The sequence below is a fragment of the Glycomyces amatae genome (assembly GCF_020991375.1).
GTDB classification, from domain to species: domain Bacteria; phylum Actinomycetota; class Actinomycetes; order Mycobacteriales; family Micromonosporaceae; genus Glycomyces; species Glycomyces amatae.
In genome coordinates this window covers 62,462-79,001 of the sequence record NZ_JAJLQZ010000018.1, presented here as the reverse complement: position 1 = coordinate 79,001, position 16,540 = coordinate 62,462, and the positions used below count along the sequence as shown (strand labels likewise).

Sequence of the window (16,540 nt, the reverse complement as noted above, 5' to 3'; positions counted from 1 at the left end):
CGCATGCGCCCCGACCCCGCCGACATCAACAGCACGACGCTCTGGACGCGGTCTTTGCACCGCACCGACACCGAGCTGGTCACCATTGATCGCGTCTGCCGAGACCTCGACGAAGCCGAACCAGCGGGCGCCACTGTCACCATCGTCGCCGACTTGGGGTTCAGCATCGACTACGCCGACCTGGTTGCACCCGTCACGTACACGCCCGTATATGTGCTCGCTCGCCCGCTGCCGTGGCAGTGGGAACTGCTCGAACACATCGCCGACACACCCAGGCTCAGCGGCGAGTTCGACAAGCTCAGACAGATCCGGTTGCGCCTCGCCGGGGCACTCCAGGACGCCGTCAGCTCGGCCATGATGGTCGACCGCGGCTGGGTCACCGTCACCCGCGGCCGCGGGACCATGACCACGATCGGGCACCGCATGCTCGCGCACCACCGCACCGACGTGACGACCCCTGATCCCTGACTGCCCAAGCGCACGGACCTGCACAAACATGTCGGCAACAATCGCGCACCGAACCTACTACAACCCGCTGTGAACTGTAGAAACACCTCCAGTTTCGATTACATTTGTTGCAGCGCAAGGAAACTGAAACGAAAGGACGCCGCCGTTGCAACGCAGCCGGTACACGACCGCGGACAATCCCGCGCGGATCGCACATGAAGCGATCCGCGACGAGTCCCGCAAGCTCACCTACGCGGAGGAAGCCGCAAACACCGCAATCACCGAAGCGATCGAACAGGCAGGCGCCAGCGCGTGCCTCGCCGACGGCATCCTCGCTCGCGCTGGCGTCGCAGCCGCGACCCCGTACATTGCTGCCGCCACCCTCCAGGCCGCTCACGCCGCAGTCATCAAGCATTCGAAAGCTGCTGCGATGGCGCTGTTGCACCTGTCCAACGAGTTCGACCCAGGTTCGGTGGCGTCCCAGCGAGTGTGGGACCCCGAACGTTGGGACCTCAAGCACGACCATGCGCGAACGGGAGGACACGCATGATCGGCCAGTGCGTGCGCACGACCTGGACAGCACACTCGTCGCTCACTGGCTCCGTGAAACAACCGCTCGCAACGATCGACGTCGCGGCGGTGCTCACTGCGGTCCACCAGGCTGACTGCACCATCACGATCGACCAGTGGCGCACGTTCTGGACGTACGGGAACGGTGCAGCATCGATCCGGTGCTGGCCGCGACGGGTCCGGTCAGCGCCAACGGTGGGCACGTGGGCCGCGCTACGACACGTTGCCTACCGGCCGCGAATCCACGTCCGCCGCGGCCGCGGCGAGAGCCTACACGTCGGACACGGCACGTACTGGACGACGCCCGCCACAACGTGGGCCATGATCGAACGCGGCTGGATCGACGTCGACAGGGCCACGGCCGCGCCCACCGCAATCGGATGGCAAATGCTCACCGCATACGGCTTCGCTGCGGCCATGACCGCCGCGCAACGCGCAGCCTGGCGCGCCCGGACCACCCACCGCACTGGGTCAGCCGCGTGACCTTCGACGACGACCACTGCGGCGACCACGAGACGAACCTCGCCAACGAGGAAGCCATCCGGGAACTGCTGTGGGACCACGGGTTCGGACTTATCCCCGTCGTCCACGAGCACACCGACGGGACCGTGATCCGGCTCCTGACCGACGAGACCGGCGCCGTCATGGCGTCCTTCCCCGACGTGCCCGGCATGGCAGCCATGTTCACTGCACTCACGGACGCACCCCGGCTCCTGACCTGGCTGTACGGCCAAAACATACGGAGCCAGAATCAGTGGGCGGCCCTGATGCACGAGCGGGACGACCTCGGCGCCGACAACGCCCGCCTGCGGACCTCCATCAACCAATGCCCGCACGACCACAGCGATCTTGACCATGACATCCCAACAGAACAGGAAACCCACACATGACCACCACCGCGATCCCCCCGACCGACCTCGCCGCCATGCGCGCCCGCACCGAAGCGGCCTCACCCGGCCCCTGGACCGTTCTCTCCGGCGGCCACGGCCGCTACGTCGACCATGAACTCACCGGCCCCCCACGATCCGCGCACGGCGGATTCTTCAAACGCGACGCCGACTTCATCGCCCACGCCCGCCGCGACCTCCCCGCAGCGCTCAACGAAATCAACCGGCTGCGCACCCGCGTCACCGAACTTGAGCTCGAAGCGACCCTCGTCGGATGACCGCCTCCACTCCCGGCCTCGCTCCCCCAACTGTCATGCAACCTGCGGCCTTCGGGTCGCTCACCGTACGCGACCTCGCCTTGTGGGCGTACCATCGCGGATTCGCCCGCTGCCGGTACACCGCGAACGCGCAGAGACGCCGTTGGACATTCGCTTCCCACACCGCATACGGCCGCATCATCATCACGCACCAACCGCACCTGCCCTACCCGTGGACGGTCGAACTCGAAGCAGGCCTCGAACGGATCGAACTGGTTGACCCCGATCCCTCCAGGGTCCTCATCGCCACGCACCTGCTCGGCGTCGGCGACCCGAAGCCGATCTTCTAGCCAGCGTCACCGTCTGCTCTGGCGGCCTCGTACTCGAAAGCTCCTTGAAAGGCCCCGATGACTGCCGCTACCGTCCACGACCTGCCGCGCAACCCCGGCGATGCAACCATCATGAAGCATGGACTCCCCGCCGCTCATCTGCCGTCAGCACCGGGCCGAACCCACACGCACCGGGTGACACGGCGGCCAAGCGGCCGCAGTGCACTGTCGAACAGCAGCCCGGGAACGAGCAAACCGAGGCTACTGCGGTGCTCTGCCAACCGGAACGATCAGGAACTGCTGGTGGGCCATCCCGCGCCGGTCATACATCCACAGGTTCTGGCCGGGTGCCGCCGCTTCACCGACGTCAAGGACGCGGCGGTCGCCATGCACCGTAGCGATCATCCACCCGATCCCGTCAGGGACCGGCAGGACCTCCCAGCGCTGGCAAGGGCCACCGTGGGACTCCCACAACACCAAGGGCGACCCGTTGTCGGCCTCCACCGTCGCATCGAGCGCCATACCGTTCACCGCAGAGAGAATCGTGAACTCCTCAACCTTCAACTTCGGCCGACGAAACCCCCACTGCTGGCCAAGGCCGCCGTGAACGGTGGCAAGCCAGGGCTTCCAGAACGGTTGCGCGCGGGCGTCGGTTTCCAGCGCGAGTCCATGGGACCGTTCGATGAGCAGGAACGGCCCTGCGATGGGAGCATCCTTCCGCAACGCGGCATACCCGGCAATGTTGGGCACGTCAATTTCAACGAAACCGAGCTTGAACTTGACGTTGACGCTGGGCCGGGCACCAGCTTCGAATTTGGCAGGCATCGCTACAGCAGCTCCGAACGTGAGGGATGAGGTGATGTCACGCCAGAGCCTATCGAGGCGCCCACGCCTGCCGGTAGTCCTTGTGCTTCCGGTAGGGCAGTGCCAGCAGCCGCATGACCTGGTTCCACTGGGGGGAGTTCTGGCCGCCGTTCACGTTCTGATCCGCGAGGACCATTTCCAGCAGCGCAAGCTTGGCCTGGGCCTCCAGAAGGACCCGCGCCGGATGGTGCCGAGCGATGTGCGCAGCGGCCGCAGCATCCATCAGGTGGATGCCTTCGGCGTAGGCGCCGGATGCCTCGTACGTGCCGTCCTCATCCTCGCGGGGCCATTTTTCCTTCGTGGAAAGCCACACCAGCGTGCCGGGAGCCTTCAGCGACGCGCCGACATCGTCAAACGGCAGCGTCGGAAGGCGTACCGCAGTGCCTTCAGGTGCGGTCGTCCACTCCCAGTGCACACCAGCAGGGATCTCAGCGTCATCTTCCGCGGGCGGCACCGAGCACGCTCGCGCCCACGCCGCGTCCTCCTCAATGCGGGCCCGTACAAACGCCTCAATGTCCATCCGACTATTTTCCGCACCGATCGTGCCGAGCGGACTCCTCCAAGTCGGCTGGCGCTGCAACCGAACGGACGAAAGTTGCTCGGCGCGGCCACGTGAGGCCGGTATTGTCAACAACCCGCCACGGCCGCGCGCCATCATCCACTTTCCGAATGGACCAGGACCTTGACCAAGGACATGCACCATGCCGCGATCGCCCACGCGAACACGATCTTGCGAACCTTGGACGGCTCCGGTGTCCACGGCCTCGCCGTCCCCGGCGTCAGCGACCGGGACGAAATTGGCGTGTTCATCGAACCGGCCCAGCACGTCATCGGCCTCGCTGGGGCAATCGACCACTATGTGTGGCGCGGGCAGCCTGAAGGCCACCGGTCGAAAGCCGACGACGCCGAAGGGACGCTGTACTCACTGCGGAAATTCCTGCATCTGGTGGTCGCCGGCAACCCGAACCTGCTCGTCCCCTTGTACGCGCCCGAGTCCTCGGTGTACGCGTCGACGGCGCTCGGCGTCGAATTGCGCGGCCTCGCTGCCGTCATCGTGTCCCAGCAGGCCGTACGCCGGTTCCTGGGGTTCCTCGACAGCCAGGTCGACCAGCTCCGCGGCGAAGGCCGCAAGCACCGCATACCGGTGCGGACCGAACTGATCGAACAGTGGGGGTTCGACACGAAAGCCGCCAGTCACGCGTACCGCCTCGGCGCCGAAGCGGTCGAACTGGCCGAAGACGGAACGCTGACACTCCCAATGCGGTCCCCGGACCGGGATCGGGCGTTGGCGATCAAAACCGGTGGCGTCAGTCTCGCGGACGTGCTCGCTGCCGTGGCCGACCTCCGGGCGCGCGCCGCTGCGGCACTGGATGCCGGCCGGACGCCATTGCGTCCCTCCGCGGAGGTAGCAGCGGTAACGACCTGGTCGGTCGAGGCACACCTGCGGCACTGGCGTTCGTGACAGCGGCACTATAGGAAACGAGACCCGGACGCACACCAACGTGACCGTATCCAACGAGCTGACCCCCACGTCGAGGGCGTGCCAGACCGAACTTGCAGCGGCCCTGGCGGTCAGCGACACCTGCAACCGGGCTTGACATAGCGGAGGCGTTGCAACGCCAGCAGTCGACAGCGAGTACATTGACCGCATGATGTGCAACGAAACGAGCACCACAGGTTCATGACGGGGCCCGGCGAGCGCAGTGCGCTCGATCCCGACCTCGTTCCCCTTCACCAGCGCATTCGCGCACTGCAACGCCAATATCCCAGCGGTCCCCTCCCTGAGGATGCAGTCAAAGCACTGCAGGACAATGCGGCACAGCCCCGACCCGGCAGCCGACAACTCATACCGGACCGCCCCGGCCGCGGCCGGGACCGGATTACCGCCAGTCGCGACGACCGCCGTGCGGCACGCGCGACGGTGAAAAGCATGATCCGCGCTGCAGCGCCCGGATCCGCAGCAGACCTGCACCGGCTCTGCGAACGAATGCGTCGTATCCAGTACCACTGGGGTCTGCGACTCACATATGACAACGACGCCGACCTCGGGCTGCAGCCCGAGGCGACACGAACCATCGCACGCCACCTCCTCCACCAGGGCGTCACCCAACTCGAAGTCATGATCGGGCTTGAGCTCCTGGCACCGGTCGTCCGCGATGAAGACATCGACCTGCTCTGCACCATCGCGCTCCTGCAAGGCGACTACGGGTACGCCGTGACCGGCATGCTCAGCGCCTGCGCGAACCCGGGACGGTCCCTGCACTGGTTGGCCGTGCACTCCTTGCCGCGGGACCAGACCACGTACACCGACGCGCTTGGGACGCTCACGGCCGAGGACGCCGCAGCGCTCCTGGAAGCACTGGACACCCAGGCGCTCGTGGAGCTCCTTCGGATGATGAGCCACCGCAGCCACACCCCGAACTGGATCAAGGGCAACAAGCGGCTCGCCGTCGCGCTGGCCCTCGCCGCGAAACGGCCGGCGCTGTTCGGTACGGACCTGCCCGGTCTTGTGGGCCTCACACAGGTCCGCGACGACCTCCTCTACGGACACAGTGCCTTCCTCGACTTCACGGCGGGCCTGCGGGCCGCCATCGCACGCGATCTCCTCGCCGCTTTGGGGACGCCGGGCGCCCGTGCGCTCATCGCGGCGGCGTTGACGCGCGATCCTCACGACGGTGAGGCGATCTGGCTGCACCGCTACCCTGAACGAGCCGACACCGACGACGGTGACTTCCCACCCGGTCTGGCCATCCGCATCGCCGTGCCGGCGCCCAGCACCGGTCAGGAACCGCGAACGCATCTGCTCGCCGACGGCGTCCCGATCGTCACCCGCTTGTTCAACATCGGGGTGCCGGGCATGCCCGGCAGGCTGCTGCACCCCGAACGGGGCCTGCGGGCCGGGACCGAACCGCATGAGGTCTGGCTCGCCGAAGCAGACTGCGCCGAAGGATGCTGCGGTGTGCTGTCGGCGCGCGTCAGCAGCGACGAGGCGACCGGACGCGTGCACTGGGAGGTCAAGGCCACGCGTGGGCGCACTAAGAGCACGCGGTTCGCCTTTGACGCGGGTGAATACGCTGCCGAGGTCGAGCGGGCCGCGGCCGACCATTCATGGGAATGGCCCGCGCTTCGCGCCGCGCGACTGCTGGACCAGCGCCTGCGGGACGATCCCGGTCTCTTGGCCCGCTGGGACTGCCGCCTCGCCGGTGCAGCCTCGTGGAGTGCCGACCGGGCCGTGGTCCGGTTGCTGCTGTGGCACCCTGAACCACCGAACCGTGACCGGCCCTGGCTCCAGTTCGAGCACCGGATCACGCTGCCTGATGCGGTCGTCGTGGACGACGACGTTGTGGAGGTCGCGGTAGCGGGGCTGCTCGATCGACTCCGTACCACTGACCCGACCTCGTTCGCCACCGTCTGCGGCGGGTCGCCAGCGCACGCCGCGGCCTTGGGCATCCCGTGGCCGTCGCGGCGTTAACGGTCCCGCCGATACCAGTGCCGTCCGGCCGTCACCATGGCGGCGGCCGGACGGTCGGCGATAAGAGAGAACGGGCCGCTGCGGGGCACCAAGGGCCTGTGCGCACGCCCTGCCAAGCCTCAGAGGTGTCGCAAACCAGTACGTTGTCGTCGTTGGATCGGGAGCGCTTGGATCGTAACGAAGGATCGGCACCAGGTTCAGGTGTGCGCGCCGGGGCGCACTGCTGGTGCTGCTGGCGCCAGGCCAGGAGCAGGCGCGCGTGGTGGACGCTGACGAGCGCGGCAAGGCCAAGCAGGAGCGCCGTGACGGTAATGAGTGCGGTCAGGGCGAGGAGTATCGCTGGCGCGTCCCCTTCGACCATGGTGGCCACGGCGGCGAGGCCGAACAGGAGGACCGTTGCTGCCGCTGCGGACAGGCCGAACACGGTGTTGCCCGCTCGGTTGACGGCTCGCTGTACTTGCACGTCCACATGCTCCATGGCCCCATCGTAAAGCGAGGTGCTGTCATGCCGCCGGACCGTGCCGGGCCGTTGGCGCCCCTGACGCGAGGCCGCTGGCGCGCGCTGCGACTGGAAACACGTGCCCGGGCGACGGCGGCACTGGTGTGCGAGCCTCGACAGTCGGCGCGCACTCGGGCTGGGACGCGGCGTGTGGGTGCTTGCGATGCTACAACGAGCCTCCCGCCAGTGCTATCGCTCCCGCTGACGAGTACACAATGTAGTCGTAACTACAGTTGCCGTGAACTTTTGTGCCGCAACAGGTTCGCCGCGATACACTTGGAGACGCCCCTCCCGGTGCGACGCCTACGGTTACTTCATCAATTGCTGATATTGACTAGGAACCCCCGTGGGCACTTTATTCTCGGGAGGCCCACTTTACAGAGTGGCACCAAAGGTGCAGTTCAGCGCTAACTCGATCGCCTGAGCGAGCGCTGACTTGCACCTCGTTCGGCGAACGGTTGCGCAAACTGACGCCCTCACGTCTTCCATTCGAATGCGACGCGTAACTCCACTATGTCTCAAACTGGGTCTCCGCTGGCGTGAAAGGAGCCGTTTTTCTTCATGGCGAAGTTCAACAAGCAGGCCACCCGTGCGGCCGTCACCTCACCGGTCCGGACCGAGCAGGTCCCGACCCGAGCCACGTTCGAAGGCGGACCCGGGTTTGCCCGCGACGCTAAGTCCGAGCTGTTCCTGCTCGCCGTCGCAAACATGGTCAGCGAAGCCACTTTTTATGAGGCCGCGGGCAGCCGCGACACCCGCTTCGCCGAGCTCGTCCGCACCGTCGCCTTGGCCGACCGCGAATGGATCGCCCGGTTCATACCGTGGCTGCGCACCGAAGCAAACATGCGCTCAGCCTCCCTCGTCGCCGCCGCCGAAACCGCACACGCCCTCATCGCGAACCCCGAGGCCTACCAGGAGCAGCGCCTCGCCTTCGACAACGAATACGGATTCGGCGCCACTGTCGAGCCTGCAACGCCGCGGCAGATAGTCGCCGCTGCGCTCGGGCGCGCTGACGAGCCCGGGGAATTCCTCGCCTACTGGCACACCCGGTTCGGCCGGAACGAACCCAAAGCCGTCAAGCGCGGCATCACTGACGCGGTCCGCCGGTTGTACACCGAGTACGCGGCCCTCAAGTACGACACGGACTCGAAGCCGTACCGGTTCGCTGACGTCCTCAACCGCGTCCACACACTGCCGGGTGACCAGGACCAAGACGATCTGTTCGCCTTTCTCCAAGACCGCCGGTTCGAGAATGACGTGCCCCCACCGGCGTCCTTGGCGATGGTTGCCGCGAACCGGGAACTTCGCGTCGACGCCGCCGGTGATCCTCGGGCGCTGCTGGATGCTGACCGGTTGCGGTCGGCCGGGTTCACGTGGGAGGACGCTCTGTCGCTCGCGGGCGACCGAGTTGACCAGGCCCGATTGTGGGAAGCGCTCATGCCGTCTATGGGGTACATGGCCGCAATCAGGAACCTCAGGGCCATGGACGAAGCCAGTGTCACCGACGCTGCGGCGGCCAAGCTCGCGCAACGCATCGCCGACCCCTGGGAGGTGCGCCAGTCCCGGCAGTTCCCCTACCGGTTCCTGTCCGCGTATCTGGCCGCGCCCTCGGACCGGTGGAAGCACGCGCTGGAACAGGCGCTGGATACCGCGTGCGAGAACATTCCGGCGCTGCCGGGCCGGACGCTTGTCCTGGTGGACACGTCGGCGTCCATGAAGCAGCAGCTGTCGAACCGGTCGCAAGTGACGGCCGTGCAGGCCGCCGCTCTGTTCGGTGTCGCGCTCGCGCACCGGGGCGCGAACGTGAACCTGGTCGGGTTCGCTGACCGCACGTTCCGCCATGACATTCGCAAGGACGGGTCCGTGCTCACGGAAGTGCACCGGTTCTGCAAGCGCGTCGGCGACGTCGGCCACGGCACCCGGATCGCCGAGTCCATGCGTGCGGCGTTCAACGGTCACGACCGGGTAGTGCTGTTCTCGGACATGCAGACCATGGACGGCTTCCACGACCGCAGCGTCGACATGGCGATTCCCGCGGATGTGCTGGTGTACGCGTGGAACCTCGCCGGGTACGCGAACGCGGCCATGCCGACCGGGACGGGGAACCGTCACGAGTTCGGCGGGTTTTCCGACGCCGCTTTTCGCCTGATCAGCTTGCTCGAGGCCGGAAAGAACGCGAACTGGCCGTTCTAGCCGCAACACGAGCGCGGGCCGACACAGCTCCATGGAGGTGTCGGCCCGCTGTGTTCGTGAGCGGGCGCGCAGATTGCGACCTTGTACTGTCCCGGGTGCCTGGTCACACTGCGCTTTGCCCGCCGCTCATGCGCGAGCGGATGCGTTGGTTTCGCTCCTCCTCGGCCGCAAGGTGCGCCTCATAGGCGGCCTCATCGGTCACCGGGAGGTAGCACCGCAACGTAGAGCCTGCGTGGTGTCGCCCCTCCCCCTTGCGATCATCGCCCCATGAGCTGACGAGTTCCGCGGCTTCCTTCGCGACGCTGTAGGACGGCATGAGCCAGAAGCCGAGCGGACCGGCGAGCCAGTCTCGCTGCGTCTGGAACACGAGCTTGGAGCTCATGTCGTCCCATTCAGCCCAGTCCAGCTCGTCGAGCGGCGTCGTCGATGGCATGTTCTCATGGAGATACATGCCGTCCCAGGCAAAGCAGTTACCGGTGCGTCCTTCTACGACCCCATAGCCGTAGCCGTCCCCGTCCGTAAAAAGGATCACGGCAAGGCGGTGACTGACCTCCCGGTCGAGCTTCTTGTGAAGGGACGGGACAGAGGGATGAATGAAGTTCGTGACCATGTCGACGACCCTACTGAGTGCGTCTGCGGTTCGGTTGCCACCCCAATGCTGAGCAGAGGGTCGTTCTACTACTCTTCGGATGATTGGCCCGTTTGATCCCGTTGTACCACATATCATCACGTCGGCAGGCAGCAGCGTCGCTGTTTCCCGCTTTCGACGGGCGCGCGCTCATGCGGCCTCGAGCGAACGCTTGTCCGTACCGCCGCAGCCGCCGAGGTCGGCGGGCCCGTTCACAGGCGCGGGTCGACCGGTTCGGACTCGAGCGCGAGGATCGCGAACACGTACTGGTGCACCTGCCACAGCGGTGCGCCCTTCGCGGCCAGGTCCAGTGCCTCGAGGCCGAGCGCGTGCTCACGCAGCGCCTGCGACCGCTTGTGGTGGAGGCGACGTTGCCGCAGCCGGTCCAGATGGGCCGGGTCGGTGTAGTCGGCGCCGTAGATGATGCGCAGGTACTCGCGACCGCGGACCTTCAAACCCGGTTGGAGCTTCGGACGCGTGTCGAGGACTGGTTTGACGACCATGCCCTCACCGCCGGCCGCGCACAGCCCGGTCCACCATTCGGTCGCTTCGGCCTCCTGGTCGGTGCCGAGCGCGACGAACCGTCGCCGCGTCGTCTGGAGCAGCCCCGTGGCGTCTTCGGCCACGAGCGCGTCGATCACCTCCAGGTGCCGGTCGTGCCGGTGATCGGCCAGGTTCCGGCCTTCGGCGGCGAGCACCTGGAACGGCGCGAGCCGCACTCCGTCGAGGCCCGAGGTGGGCCAGCAGTACCGCTGGTACACGTCGGCGAACGCCCGGAGGTTCGCCTCGCGGGAGGCGGTCCGCCCGGCGAGCGCGGCCACGTCTAGGCCCCGCCCGGCCGCCGCTTCCAGCAGTGCCGACGCGGCCGGGAGCGCGCTGAGTCCCGCGGCCGCGACACTCGCGAACTGGTCCTCGATCAACTCCCCGGCCTTGGCCGACCAAGGGAGCAGTTCGCAGTCGAGCAGCATCCAGTCGGTCTCCAGCCGCTCCCACAGGTCCGCCGCCTCGGCAGCGGACGCGACCCGGTCGAGGAGCGCTCCGGTGAGCGCCGCGTCCTGGAAGAAGGCCCGGCCGGTGCGCGTCACCAGCGCGCCCCACGGGGCCGCGTCGAGGCCGAAGCGGCGCTCGGCGGTCTCGGGGTCGCGGCACACGAGCGCGACGGCCCGTGATCCCATGTGCTTCTCCTGGCACACCACGGTCGCGGTGTGCTTGCGGTACTGGTCGAAGGCCTGCGCCGGGTGCTCCAGATAGCCGTCGAGCGAGGACGCGTCCACGGGCGCCATCGTCGGCGGCAGGTACAGGACGCGCCGCGGGTCCTCGGCGAAGCGGGACATGACCTCCAGTGCGGCGGCGGCGTTCTCGGCCCGCACCTTCACCGTCCCGGTCAGGCCGGCGTGCAGGTGCCGGTCGCCGGCGACGTCCTCGAAGTCGAGGGTCGCCGCCTCACGGGCGGGCGCTTCGGGCTGGAGCGGCCTGACCGGCTCGTACCACTCGCGTTCGGCGTCAACGGCGACGAGTTCCCGTTCGGGGTAGCGCAGCGCGGTGAGCTTCCCGCCGAAGCAGCAGCCGGTGTCGAGGCAGATCGTGTTGTTGACCCATTCGGGTTCGGCGGTGGGCGTGTGGCCGTACACGACCATGGCCGCGCCGCGGTATTCCTCGGCCCACGGCAGCCTGACGGGCAGGCCGAACTCGTCGGTCTCACCGGTGGTGTCGCCGTAGAGCGCGAACGACCGGACCTTCCCCGAGGCCCGCCCGTGGTAGGCCTCTTTGAGGCCCGCGTGGGCGACGACGAGGCTCCCGCCGTCGAGCAGGTAGTGGGCGCGCAACCCGTCCATGAACGCGACCGCTTCGTCGCGGAAGGCCGCGTCCTCGCGTTCGAACTGCTCCAGTGACTCGGCGAGGCCGTGTGCGACGCGGACTTTCCGGCCGCGCATGGCCCGCACGAGCTTCTGCTCGTGGTTGCCGCACACGCACAGCGCGTTCCCAGACTCGACCATGCCCATGACCAGGCGCAGCACGCCGGGCGTGTCGGGGCCGCGGTCGACCAGGTCGCCGACGAACACGGCCTTGCGGCCCTCGGGGTGCGCGGCGCCGACGGCGCGGCCCTCGCCGTCGCGCTCGATCGCCCAGCCCAGTTCGGCGAGGAGCGCTTCGAGTTCGGATCGGCAGCCGTGCACGTCGCCGATGAGGTCGAACGGGCCGGTCTCCTCCTTGCGGTCGTTCCAGGACCGCTCGGTGACGACGCGCGCGTTCAGGACCGCGTCGGTGCCGCCCAGCCGGTGGACACGCCGGAACCCCTCCTTGCTCAAGCCCTTGAGGCTCCGCTTGAGGTCGCGGTGGTGGCGGCGCACGACCGCTTCGCCGAACGTCCGGTCGGGGCGGGCGGCGTTCCGCGCGGCCGCCACGGCGGGGTCGACGTCGAGGACGATCGCTTCGGCGAGGACGTGGTGCTCCTTCGCGAGCCGCACGAGCGAGGCGCGGGCGTGCGGCTGGACGTTCGTGGCGTCGACGACCGTGAGCAGCCCGAGCCGCAGCCGCACCCCCACGATGTGGTGCAGCAGCGCGAACGCCTCGCCGGTCGCGGTCTGGTCGGCCTCGTCGTCGGCGACCAGGCCGCGACAGTAGTCCGAGGAGATCACCTGCGTGGGTTTGAAATGCGTCGCGGCGAACGTGGACTTACCCGATCCGGACACGCCGATGAGGACGACGAGCGAGAGTTCGGGGACGCTCACGGTCACCGGAGCCGAGTCGTCGCGGGACTCGGTCCCCTCCGCAATGTTAGTCACGGTCGAACACTCCCATCTGCGTCGGCGTCCCCGCTTCGGGATCGGTCGCGCCGACCCCCTCGAAACGGACGCGGTAGCCGTATCGTGCGGCGACCGCCGCGGCCCATTCGCCGAAGCGGGCCCGGTCCCATTCGAAGCGGTGGTCGGCGTGGCGCACCTGGTGCGCCTCCATGCCGTAGCGGGCGTTGTACTCGGCGTTTGGGGTCGTCACGACCACCGTGCGCGGCCGGGCCCCGCCGAAGACGACGCGTTCCATCGCGGGCAGCCGCCCGGGGTCGAGATGCTCGATCACCTCCATGAGGACGGCCGCGTCGTAGCCGGCGAAGCGTTTGTCACGGTAGACGACCGAGCCTTGGAGCAGTTGGAGCCGCTGCGCTCGGCGCTCGGGCATCCGGTCGAGTTTCAGCGAGCGCTCGGCCATGTCGAGCGCCCTGGAGGAAACGTCCACGCCGGTGACCCGCGTGAACTTGGGCTCCTTCAGCAGTTCGGCCAGGAGTTTCCCCGAGCCGCATCCGAGGTCGAGCACCGAGCACGCTCCGGTGGCGCGCACCGCGTCGAGCACGGCCGCGATCCGGATGCGGTGCAGCGGCAGCGCCCGTTCCCCCTCCTCCGGGGCCTCCTCCTCAACCGGGGTCGCTTCCTCGGATTCGGAGGCCTCGGCGAGTTCGGCCAGGCGGGCGTGCGCGGCGCGCTCGTAGGCCTTGCGGTGCGCGAGGTACCGGCGGGTGATCAGACCGCGCCGCGGGTGACCGGCGAGCCAGTCGCTCCCTGAGCGCACGAGTTTGTCGACTTCGCCGATGTCGACCCAGTAGTGCTTGGCGTCGTCGAGGACCGGCAGCAGCACGTACAGGTGGCTCAGCGCGTCCGAGAGTCGGACCTCGCCGGTCAGGCGCACCCGCACGTGCCGGGAGTCGGTGTCAAAGCCCGGCAGCGGCACCGCCTCGGCCTCGACCTGCCATCCCAAGGGCCCGAACAGGTCCCGCACCAGTTCCGGGCCGCCTTTGCAGGGCACCGCGGGTATGGCGATCTCCAACGGCATCGCGGCGGCGGCCAGTTCCGGCCGCTCGGCGCTGAGGCCGGTGCGCGCGGTCGAGAACACCTTGCCGAGCGCGACGGCCAGCAGTGACGAGGCCGCGTACGGCCGGTCGTTCACGTACTGCTTGAGCGAGGCGTCTGCGGAAGCGCGCGAGTGCGCCCGCGCGAGCCGCGCGGTGTCGACCTCGAGCATGAGCGCGGCGGTGCACCGCTCCTCGGTCGCCTCGGGGTACAACACCCACGCGGTGCCGAAGGACTGCTCGAAGGGCTGGACGCGGTCGGGGTGCTTGCGCAGCAGTCGGCCCAGGTCGGTCGCGGGACGAGCGGTGGTCGTGATGGTCAGCAGCACCCGCTGATCATGCCACCCGGTCCACACCGGTTGCGAGTCGGTTTCGACAGTCCCGTGAAGGCCCGGCTGCGTCAGCTGGCGTTGGATTCGTCGAAGTTGGCGACGGCATCGCGTACGTCCCACACCCGTGACGTGCCGTCGATGCTGCTCGTGACCACAGCAGGATGGCCGTCGAGTTCACCCCAGGTCAGGTCCGAGATTTTCGACTCGTGTCCTTCAAGCGTGAGCAGTACCTTTCCTGAAAGTGGATCCCAAATTCGCGCCACTCCCAGACTGTCGCCCGTTATCAGCACTGGGTGATCCCCCATGGTGGTCCATTCAATGGCGCAAACACCAACGCCGAGACTGGAGTCACCGACAAGGGTACGCACAGGCTCCCCTGACACTGCATCCCACAGCTGGACTGCCCCGTCATCGCTAGTAGTCACTGCGATCTGCTGATCGGGAAGCGCACCCCACGCTACGTCGCACACGCCTTCATGGTGTCCATCGAGGGCAGCGACTTCGGCACCGGTGACCGCATTGGAAATGAACGCCAGGCCGCCGTCGCTGTGCAGAATCATGGACTCCTCGCCCACCTCTCCCAATGCCAGGTCCGGACAATCGGAACGGTAGTTCGACTGCTTCGCGAACATATGCAGCAGCTCGCCAGAGTCGGCATCCCATACGCGCGTGGGAACAGCGTCATCGAGGCTGCCGGTCACCGCTATCGAACCGGTACTGGCCTCGCCCAACACCACATTGCACACTTTGCCGTCGTGGCCGTCGAGCACCGCGAGGCTGTCACCGGTCTCCAAGTCCCAGATACGTGCCGTGTCGTCGTCACTGCCCGTTATCGCCGCAGGAGTGTCGTTGACCATGCCCACGTCGAGCGATTCTATATAGGCGTCATGTCCCGACAGCGTGGCGCGAACGTCACCGGATTCCAAGTCCCACACGGTAGCGTCCGCACCATCGCCGGCGCTCACCACGACCGGCTCATCGTTGACTGCGCCGACTTCGAGCACCCACACGGAGGATCCTGTTGTCATGGCACGCATGTGCTCGCCGGAGTCGGCGCTCCACACGTCCACATCCCCGCCCTTGCCGCCGGAGATCACTACGGGGATGCCCCACGTTTCGCTCCAGGCAACCGATTGAACATATTGTTCGTCGCCGTCCAATTCAGTACTTGGAACCGCGGTACTCTGCTGGATTGCATAGGCGATACCGAACGGCACTGCAATCGCCAGCACGAGGACAGCAGCAGCCCAACCCACCCATTGCCGCTGCACACGGCTGGAGCGCGAGTCCGACCTTGGCCGCGTCACTTGCCGGCTTCGTGAGCCGGTGATGACCGCTGATCCGCCGTATCGAGGTGGTTCAGGAGCACGTGGCGGTTGCGAGGCGGTGGGGGTCCTTTGAGCGCCCTCATGAAGATTGGAGCTGAGATGAGTACTCACTCCAGCGCACACTCCGGCCACGACAATACCAACGATCACGCCAGGCACCGTTCCTGCACAAAGTGCCGCTACCGTGCCCGACAACACGGTGAGCGCACCTGAAGCGACCGCCATTTTCATTTTTTGCGTCACAAAAGCACCGCCACATCAAGGGGGTTGCTTGCTCACGAAGCTGTCATAGCAGCAGTGCGGGGCGCAGGCAACAGAATCACTGCGGCACATCTTAGAACACGCGCCCGGCCGTTACGGTCCCGTAGTCCCTCTGATACGTCAAATCCTTGCATCCCCGGCAGGAATGATCCGACGATGGTGCATAGCGGCGAACGGCAGGGCGTACCGATGTCATCAGTACGGTGCACATGCCTCTGCCGGCGCATCCGTCCCAGGGCGCATCGCGATCTTGAACAGCCGAGCGAATCGATCGGCTTCCCTCGCAGAGCCCCGAACGCGATGCCGACACGGTCGCAGGCCACAATTGCAGTTCCACGTTGCCCCTTCAGGACTCCGTTGGCAGACGCCCACGGATCGTGTCGAGCTTTGCGGTGGCGGCAAGCTCGCGGTACCGGCAGGACCGCCTGCTCACCAAACGCCGCCGAAGTCGCGTGTGACATAGCCGGAATGAAATAGTTTCAGGCTGCGCCCGTTTGTTTTTGATACCAGAAAACACGGCGTTTATGTGCGCATACAGTCACGAGATCACTACTTGTTTCTCTGGTTAGCGTCGCCGTTGACGATCTCGTGCCCCTACCACACGAACACAATGATCACTGCGCCCCCACGCA

General features: G+C 67.1%; 16 protein-coding genes. 9 read left to right on the top strand and 7 right to left on the bottom strand.

Annotated elements, in window-relative coordinates; translation table 11 throughout:
• The first annotated feature begins 3 nt into the window (after positions 1-3).
• From LO763_RS22225 to LO763_RS22200, 6 genes are all read left to right on the top strand, one after another.
• On the top strand, positions 4-468 hold the full coding sequence (locus LO763_RS22225) for a hypothetical protein (RefSeq protein WP_230789062.1): 465 nt from the start codon (positions 4-6) through the stop codon (positions 466-468).
• A gap of 145 nt (positions 469-613) precedes the next feature.
• Complete coding sequence (locus LO763_RS22220; protein ID WP_230789059.1) at positions 614-997, top strand: hypothetical protein; 384 nt, start codon at positions 614-616, stop codon at positions 995-997.
• A gap of 53 nt (positions 998-1,050) precedes the next feature.
• The gene (locus LO763_RS22215; RefSeq protein ID WP_230789056.1) at positions 1,051-1,500 is read left to right on the top strand and encodes a hypothetical protein; all 450 of its coding nucleotides are present in this window, start codon (positions 1,051-1,053) and stop codon (positions 1,498-1,500) included.
• Positions 1,497-1,907, top strand: coding sequence for a hypothetical protein (locus tag LO763_RS22210; RefSeq protein ID WP_230789053.1), 411 nt, complete (start codon positions 1,497-1,499; stop codon positions 1,905-1,907). The genes LO763_RS22215 and LO763_RS22210 overlap by 4 nt, the downstream gene beginning before the upstream one ends.
• Entirely contained in the window at positions 1,904-2,182 is a 279-nt protein-coding gene (locus LO763_RS22205; RefSeq protein WP_230789052.1) for a hypothetical protein, read from the top strand. The genes LO763_RS22210 and LO763_RS22205 overlap by 4 nt, the downstream gene beginning before the upstream one ends.
• Positions 2,179-2,511, top strand: a complete 333-nt coding sequence (locus LO763_RS22200) for a hypothetical protein (protein WP_230789050.1) — start codon at positions 2,179-2,181, stop codon at positions 2,509-2,511. The genes LO763_RS22205 and LO763_RS22200 overlap by 4 nt, the downstream gene beginning before the upstream one ends.
• A gap of 240 nt (positions 2,512-2,751) precedes the next feature.
• Here LO763_RS22200 and LO763_RS22195 read toward each other — a convergent pair whose 3' ends face one another.
• Positions 2,752-3,315 (bottom strand): RICIN domain-containing protein, encoded by a 564-nt coding sequence (locus LO763_RS22195; protein WP_230789048.1) that lies wholly within the window; start codon positions 3,313-3,315, stop codon positions 2,752-2,754.
• A 49-nt stretch (positions 3,316-3,364) separates the two neighbouring features.
• On the bottom strand, positions 3,365-3,874 hold the full coding sequence (locus tag LO763_RS22190; RefSeq protein WP_230789044.1) for a DUF6221 family protein: 510 nt from the start codon (positions 3,872-3,874) through the stop codon (positions 3,365-3,367).
• A gap of 162 nt (positions 3,875-4,036) precedes the next feature.
• Here LO763_RS22190 and LO763_RS22185 point away from each other — a divergent pair, with 162 nt between their 5' ends.
• A complete protein-coding gene (locus LO763_RS22185) occupies positions 4,037-4,816 on the top strand; it encodes a DNA polymerase beta superfamily protein (protein WP_230789041.1) in 780 nt (259 codons plus the stop codon).
• 468 nt (positions 4,817-5,284) lie between these two features.
• Positions 5,285-6,826 (top strand): hypothetical protein, encoded by a 1,542-nt coding sequence (locus tag LO763_RS22180; protein WP_230789038.1) that lies wholly within the window; start codon positions 5,285-5,287, stop codon positions 6,824-6,826.
• Positions 6,827-6,857: 31 nt separating this feature from the next.
• Here the strand turns inward: LO763_RS22180 and LO763_RS22175 are convergent, their stop codons facing one another.
• Positions 6,858-7,304, bottom strand: coding sequence for a hypothetical protein (locus tag LO763_RS22175; protein WP_230789035.1), 447 nt, complete (start codon positions 7,302-7,304; stop codon positions 6,858-6,860).
• Between the two features lie 582 nt (positions 7,305-7,886).
• On the opposite strand from LO763_RS22175, the gene LO763_RS22170 reads away from it, so the two are divergent.
• Complete coding sequence (locus LO763_RS22170) at positions 7,887-9,518, top strand: TROVE domain-containing protein (RefSeq protein WP_230789033.1); 1,632 nt, start codon at positions 7,887-7,889, stop codon at positions 9,516-9,518.
• A 103-nt stretch (positions 9,519-9,621) separates the two neighbouring features.
• Here the strand turns inward: LO763_RS22170 and LO763_RS22165 are convergent, their stop codons facing one another.
• From LO763_RS22165 to LO763_RS22150, 4 genes are all read right to left on the bottom strand, one after another.
• Entirely contained in the window at positions 9,622-10,128 is a 507-nt protein-coding gene (locus LO763_RS22165) for a hypothetical protein (RefSeq protein WP_230789031.1), read from the bottom strand.
• Between the two features lie 230 nt (positions 10,129-10,358).
• On the bottom strand, positions 10,359-12,932 hold the full coding sequence (locus LO763_RS22160; RefSeq protein ID WP_230789028.1) for a polynucleotide kinase-phosphatase: 2,574 nt from the start codon (positions 12,930-12,932) through the stop codon (positions 10,359-10,361).
• On the bottom strand, positions 12,925-14,316 hold the full coding sequence (locus LO763_RS22155) for a 3' terminal RNA ribose 2'-O-methyltransferase Hen1 (RefSeq protein ID WP_230789025.1): 1,392 nt from the start codon (positions 14,314-14,316) through the stop codon (positions 12,925-12,927). The genes LO763_RS22160 and LO763_RS22155 overlap by 8 nt, the downstream gene beginning before the upstream one ends.
• A gap of 71 nt (positions 14,317-14,387) precedes the next feature.
• On the bottom strand, positions 14,388-15,551 hold the full coding sequence (locus LO763_RS22150) for a WD40 repeat domain-containing protein (protein WP_230789022.1): 1,164 nt from the start codon (positions 15,549-15,551) through the stop codon (positions 14,388-14,390).
• Positions 15,552-16,540: the final 989 nt, after the last annotated feature.

Excerpts from the sequence above, each read along its gene's own strand:
- LO763_RS22200 (WP_230789050.1), top strand. The coding sequence starts at position 2,179 with ATGACCGCCTCCACTCCCGGCCTCGCTCCCCCAACTGTCATGCAACCT.
- LO763_RS22195 (WP_230789048.1), bottom strand. The coding sequence starts at position 3,315 with ATGCCTGCCAAATTCGAAGCTGGTGCCCGGCCCAGCGTCAACGTCAAG.
- LO763_RS22225 (WP_230789062.1), top strand. The coding sequence starts at position 4 with ATGCGCCCCGACCCCGCCGACATCAACAGCACGACGCTCTGGACGCGG.
- LO763_RS22205 (WP_230789052.1), top strand. The coding sequence starts at position 1,904 with ATGACCACCACCGCGATCCCCCCGACCGACCTCGCCGCCATGCGCGCC.
- LO763_RS22175 (WP_230789035.1), bottom strand. The coding sequence starts at position 7,304 with ATGGAGCATGTGGACGTGCAAGTACAGCGAGCCGTCAACCGAGCGGGC.
- LO763_RS22165 (WP_230789031.1), bottom strand. The coding sequence starts at position 10,128 with ATGGTCACGAACTTCATTCATCCCTCTGTCCCGTCCCTTCACAAGAAG.
- LO763_RS22190 (WP_230789044.1), bottom strand. The coding sequence starts at position 3,874 with ATGGACATTGAGGCGTTTGTACGGGCCCGCATTGAGGAGGACGCGGCG.
- LO763_RS22170 (WP_230789033.1), top strand. The coding sequence starts at position 7,887 with ATGGCGAAGTTCAACAAGCAGGCCACCCGTGCGGCCGTCACCTCACCG.
- LO763_RS22180 (WP_230789038.1), top strand. The coding sequence starts at position 5,285 with ATGATCCGCGCTGCAGCGCCCGGATCCGCAGCAGACCTGCACCGGCTC.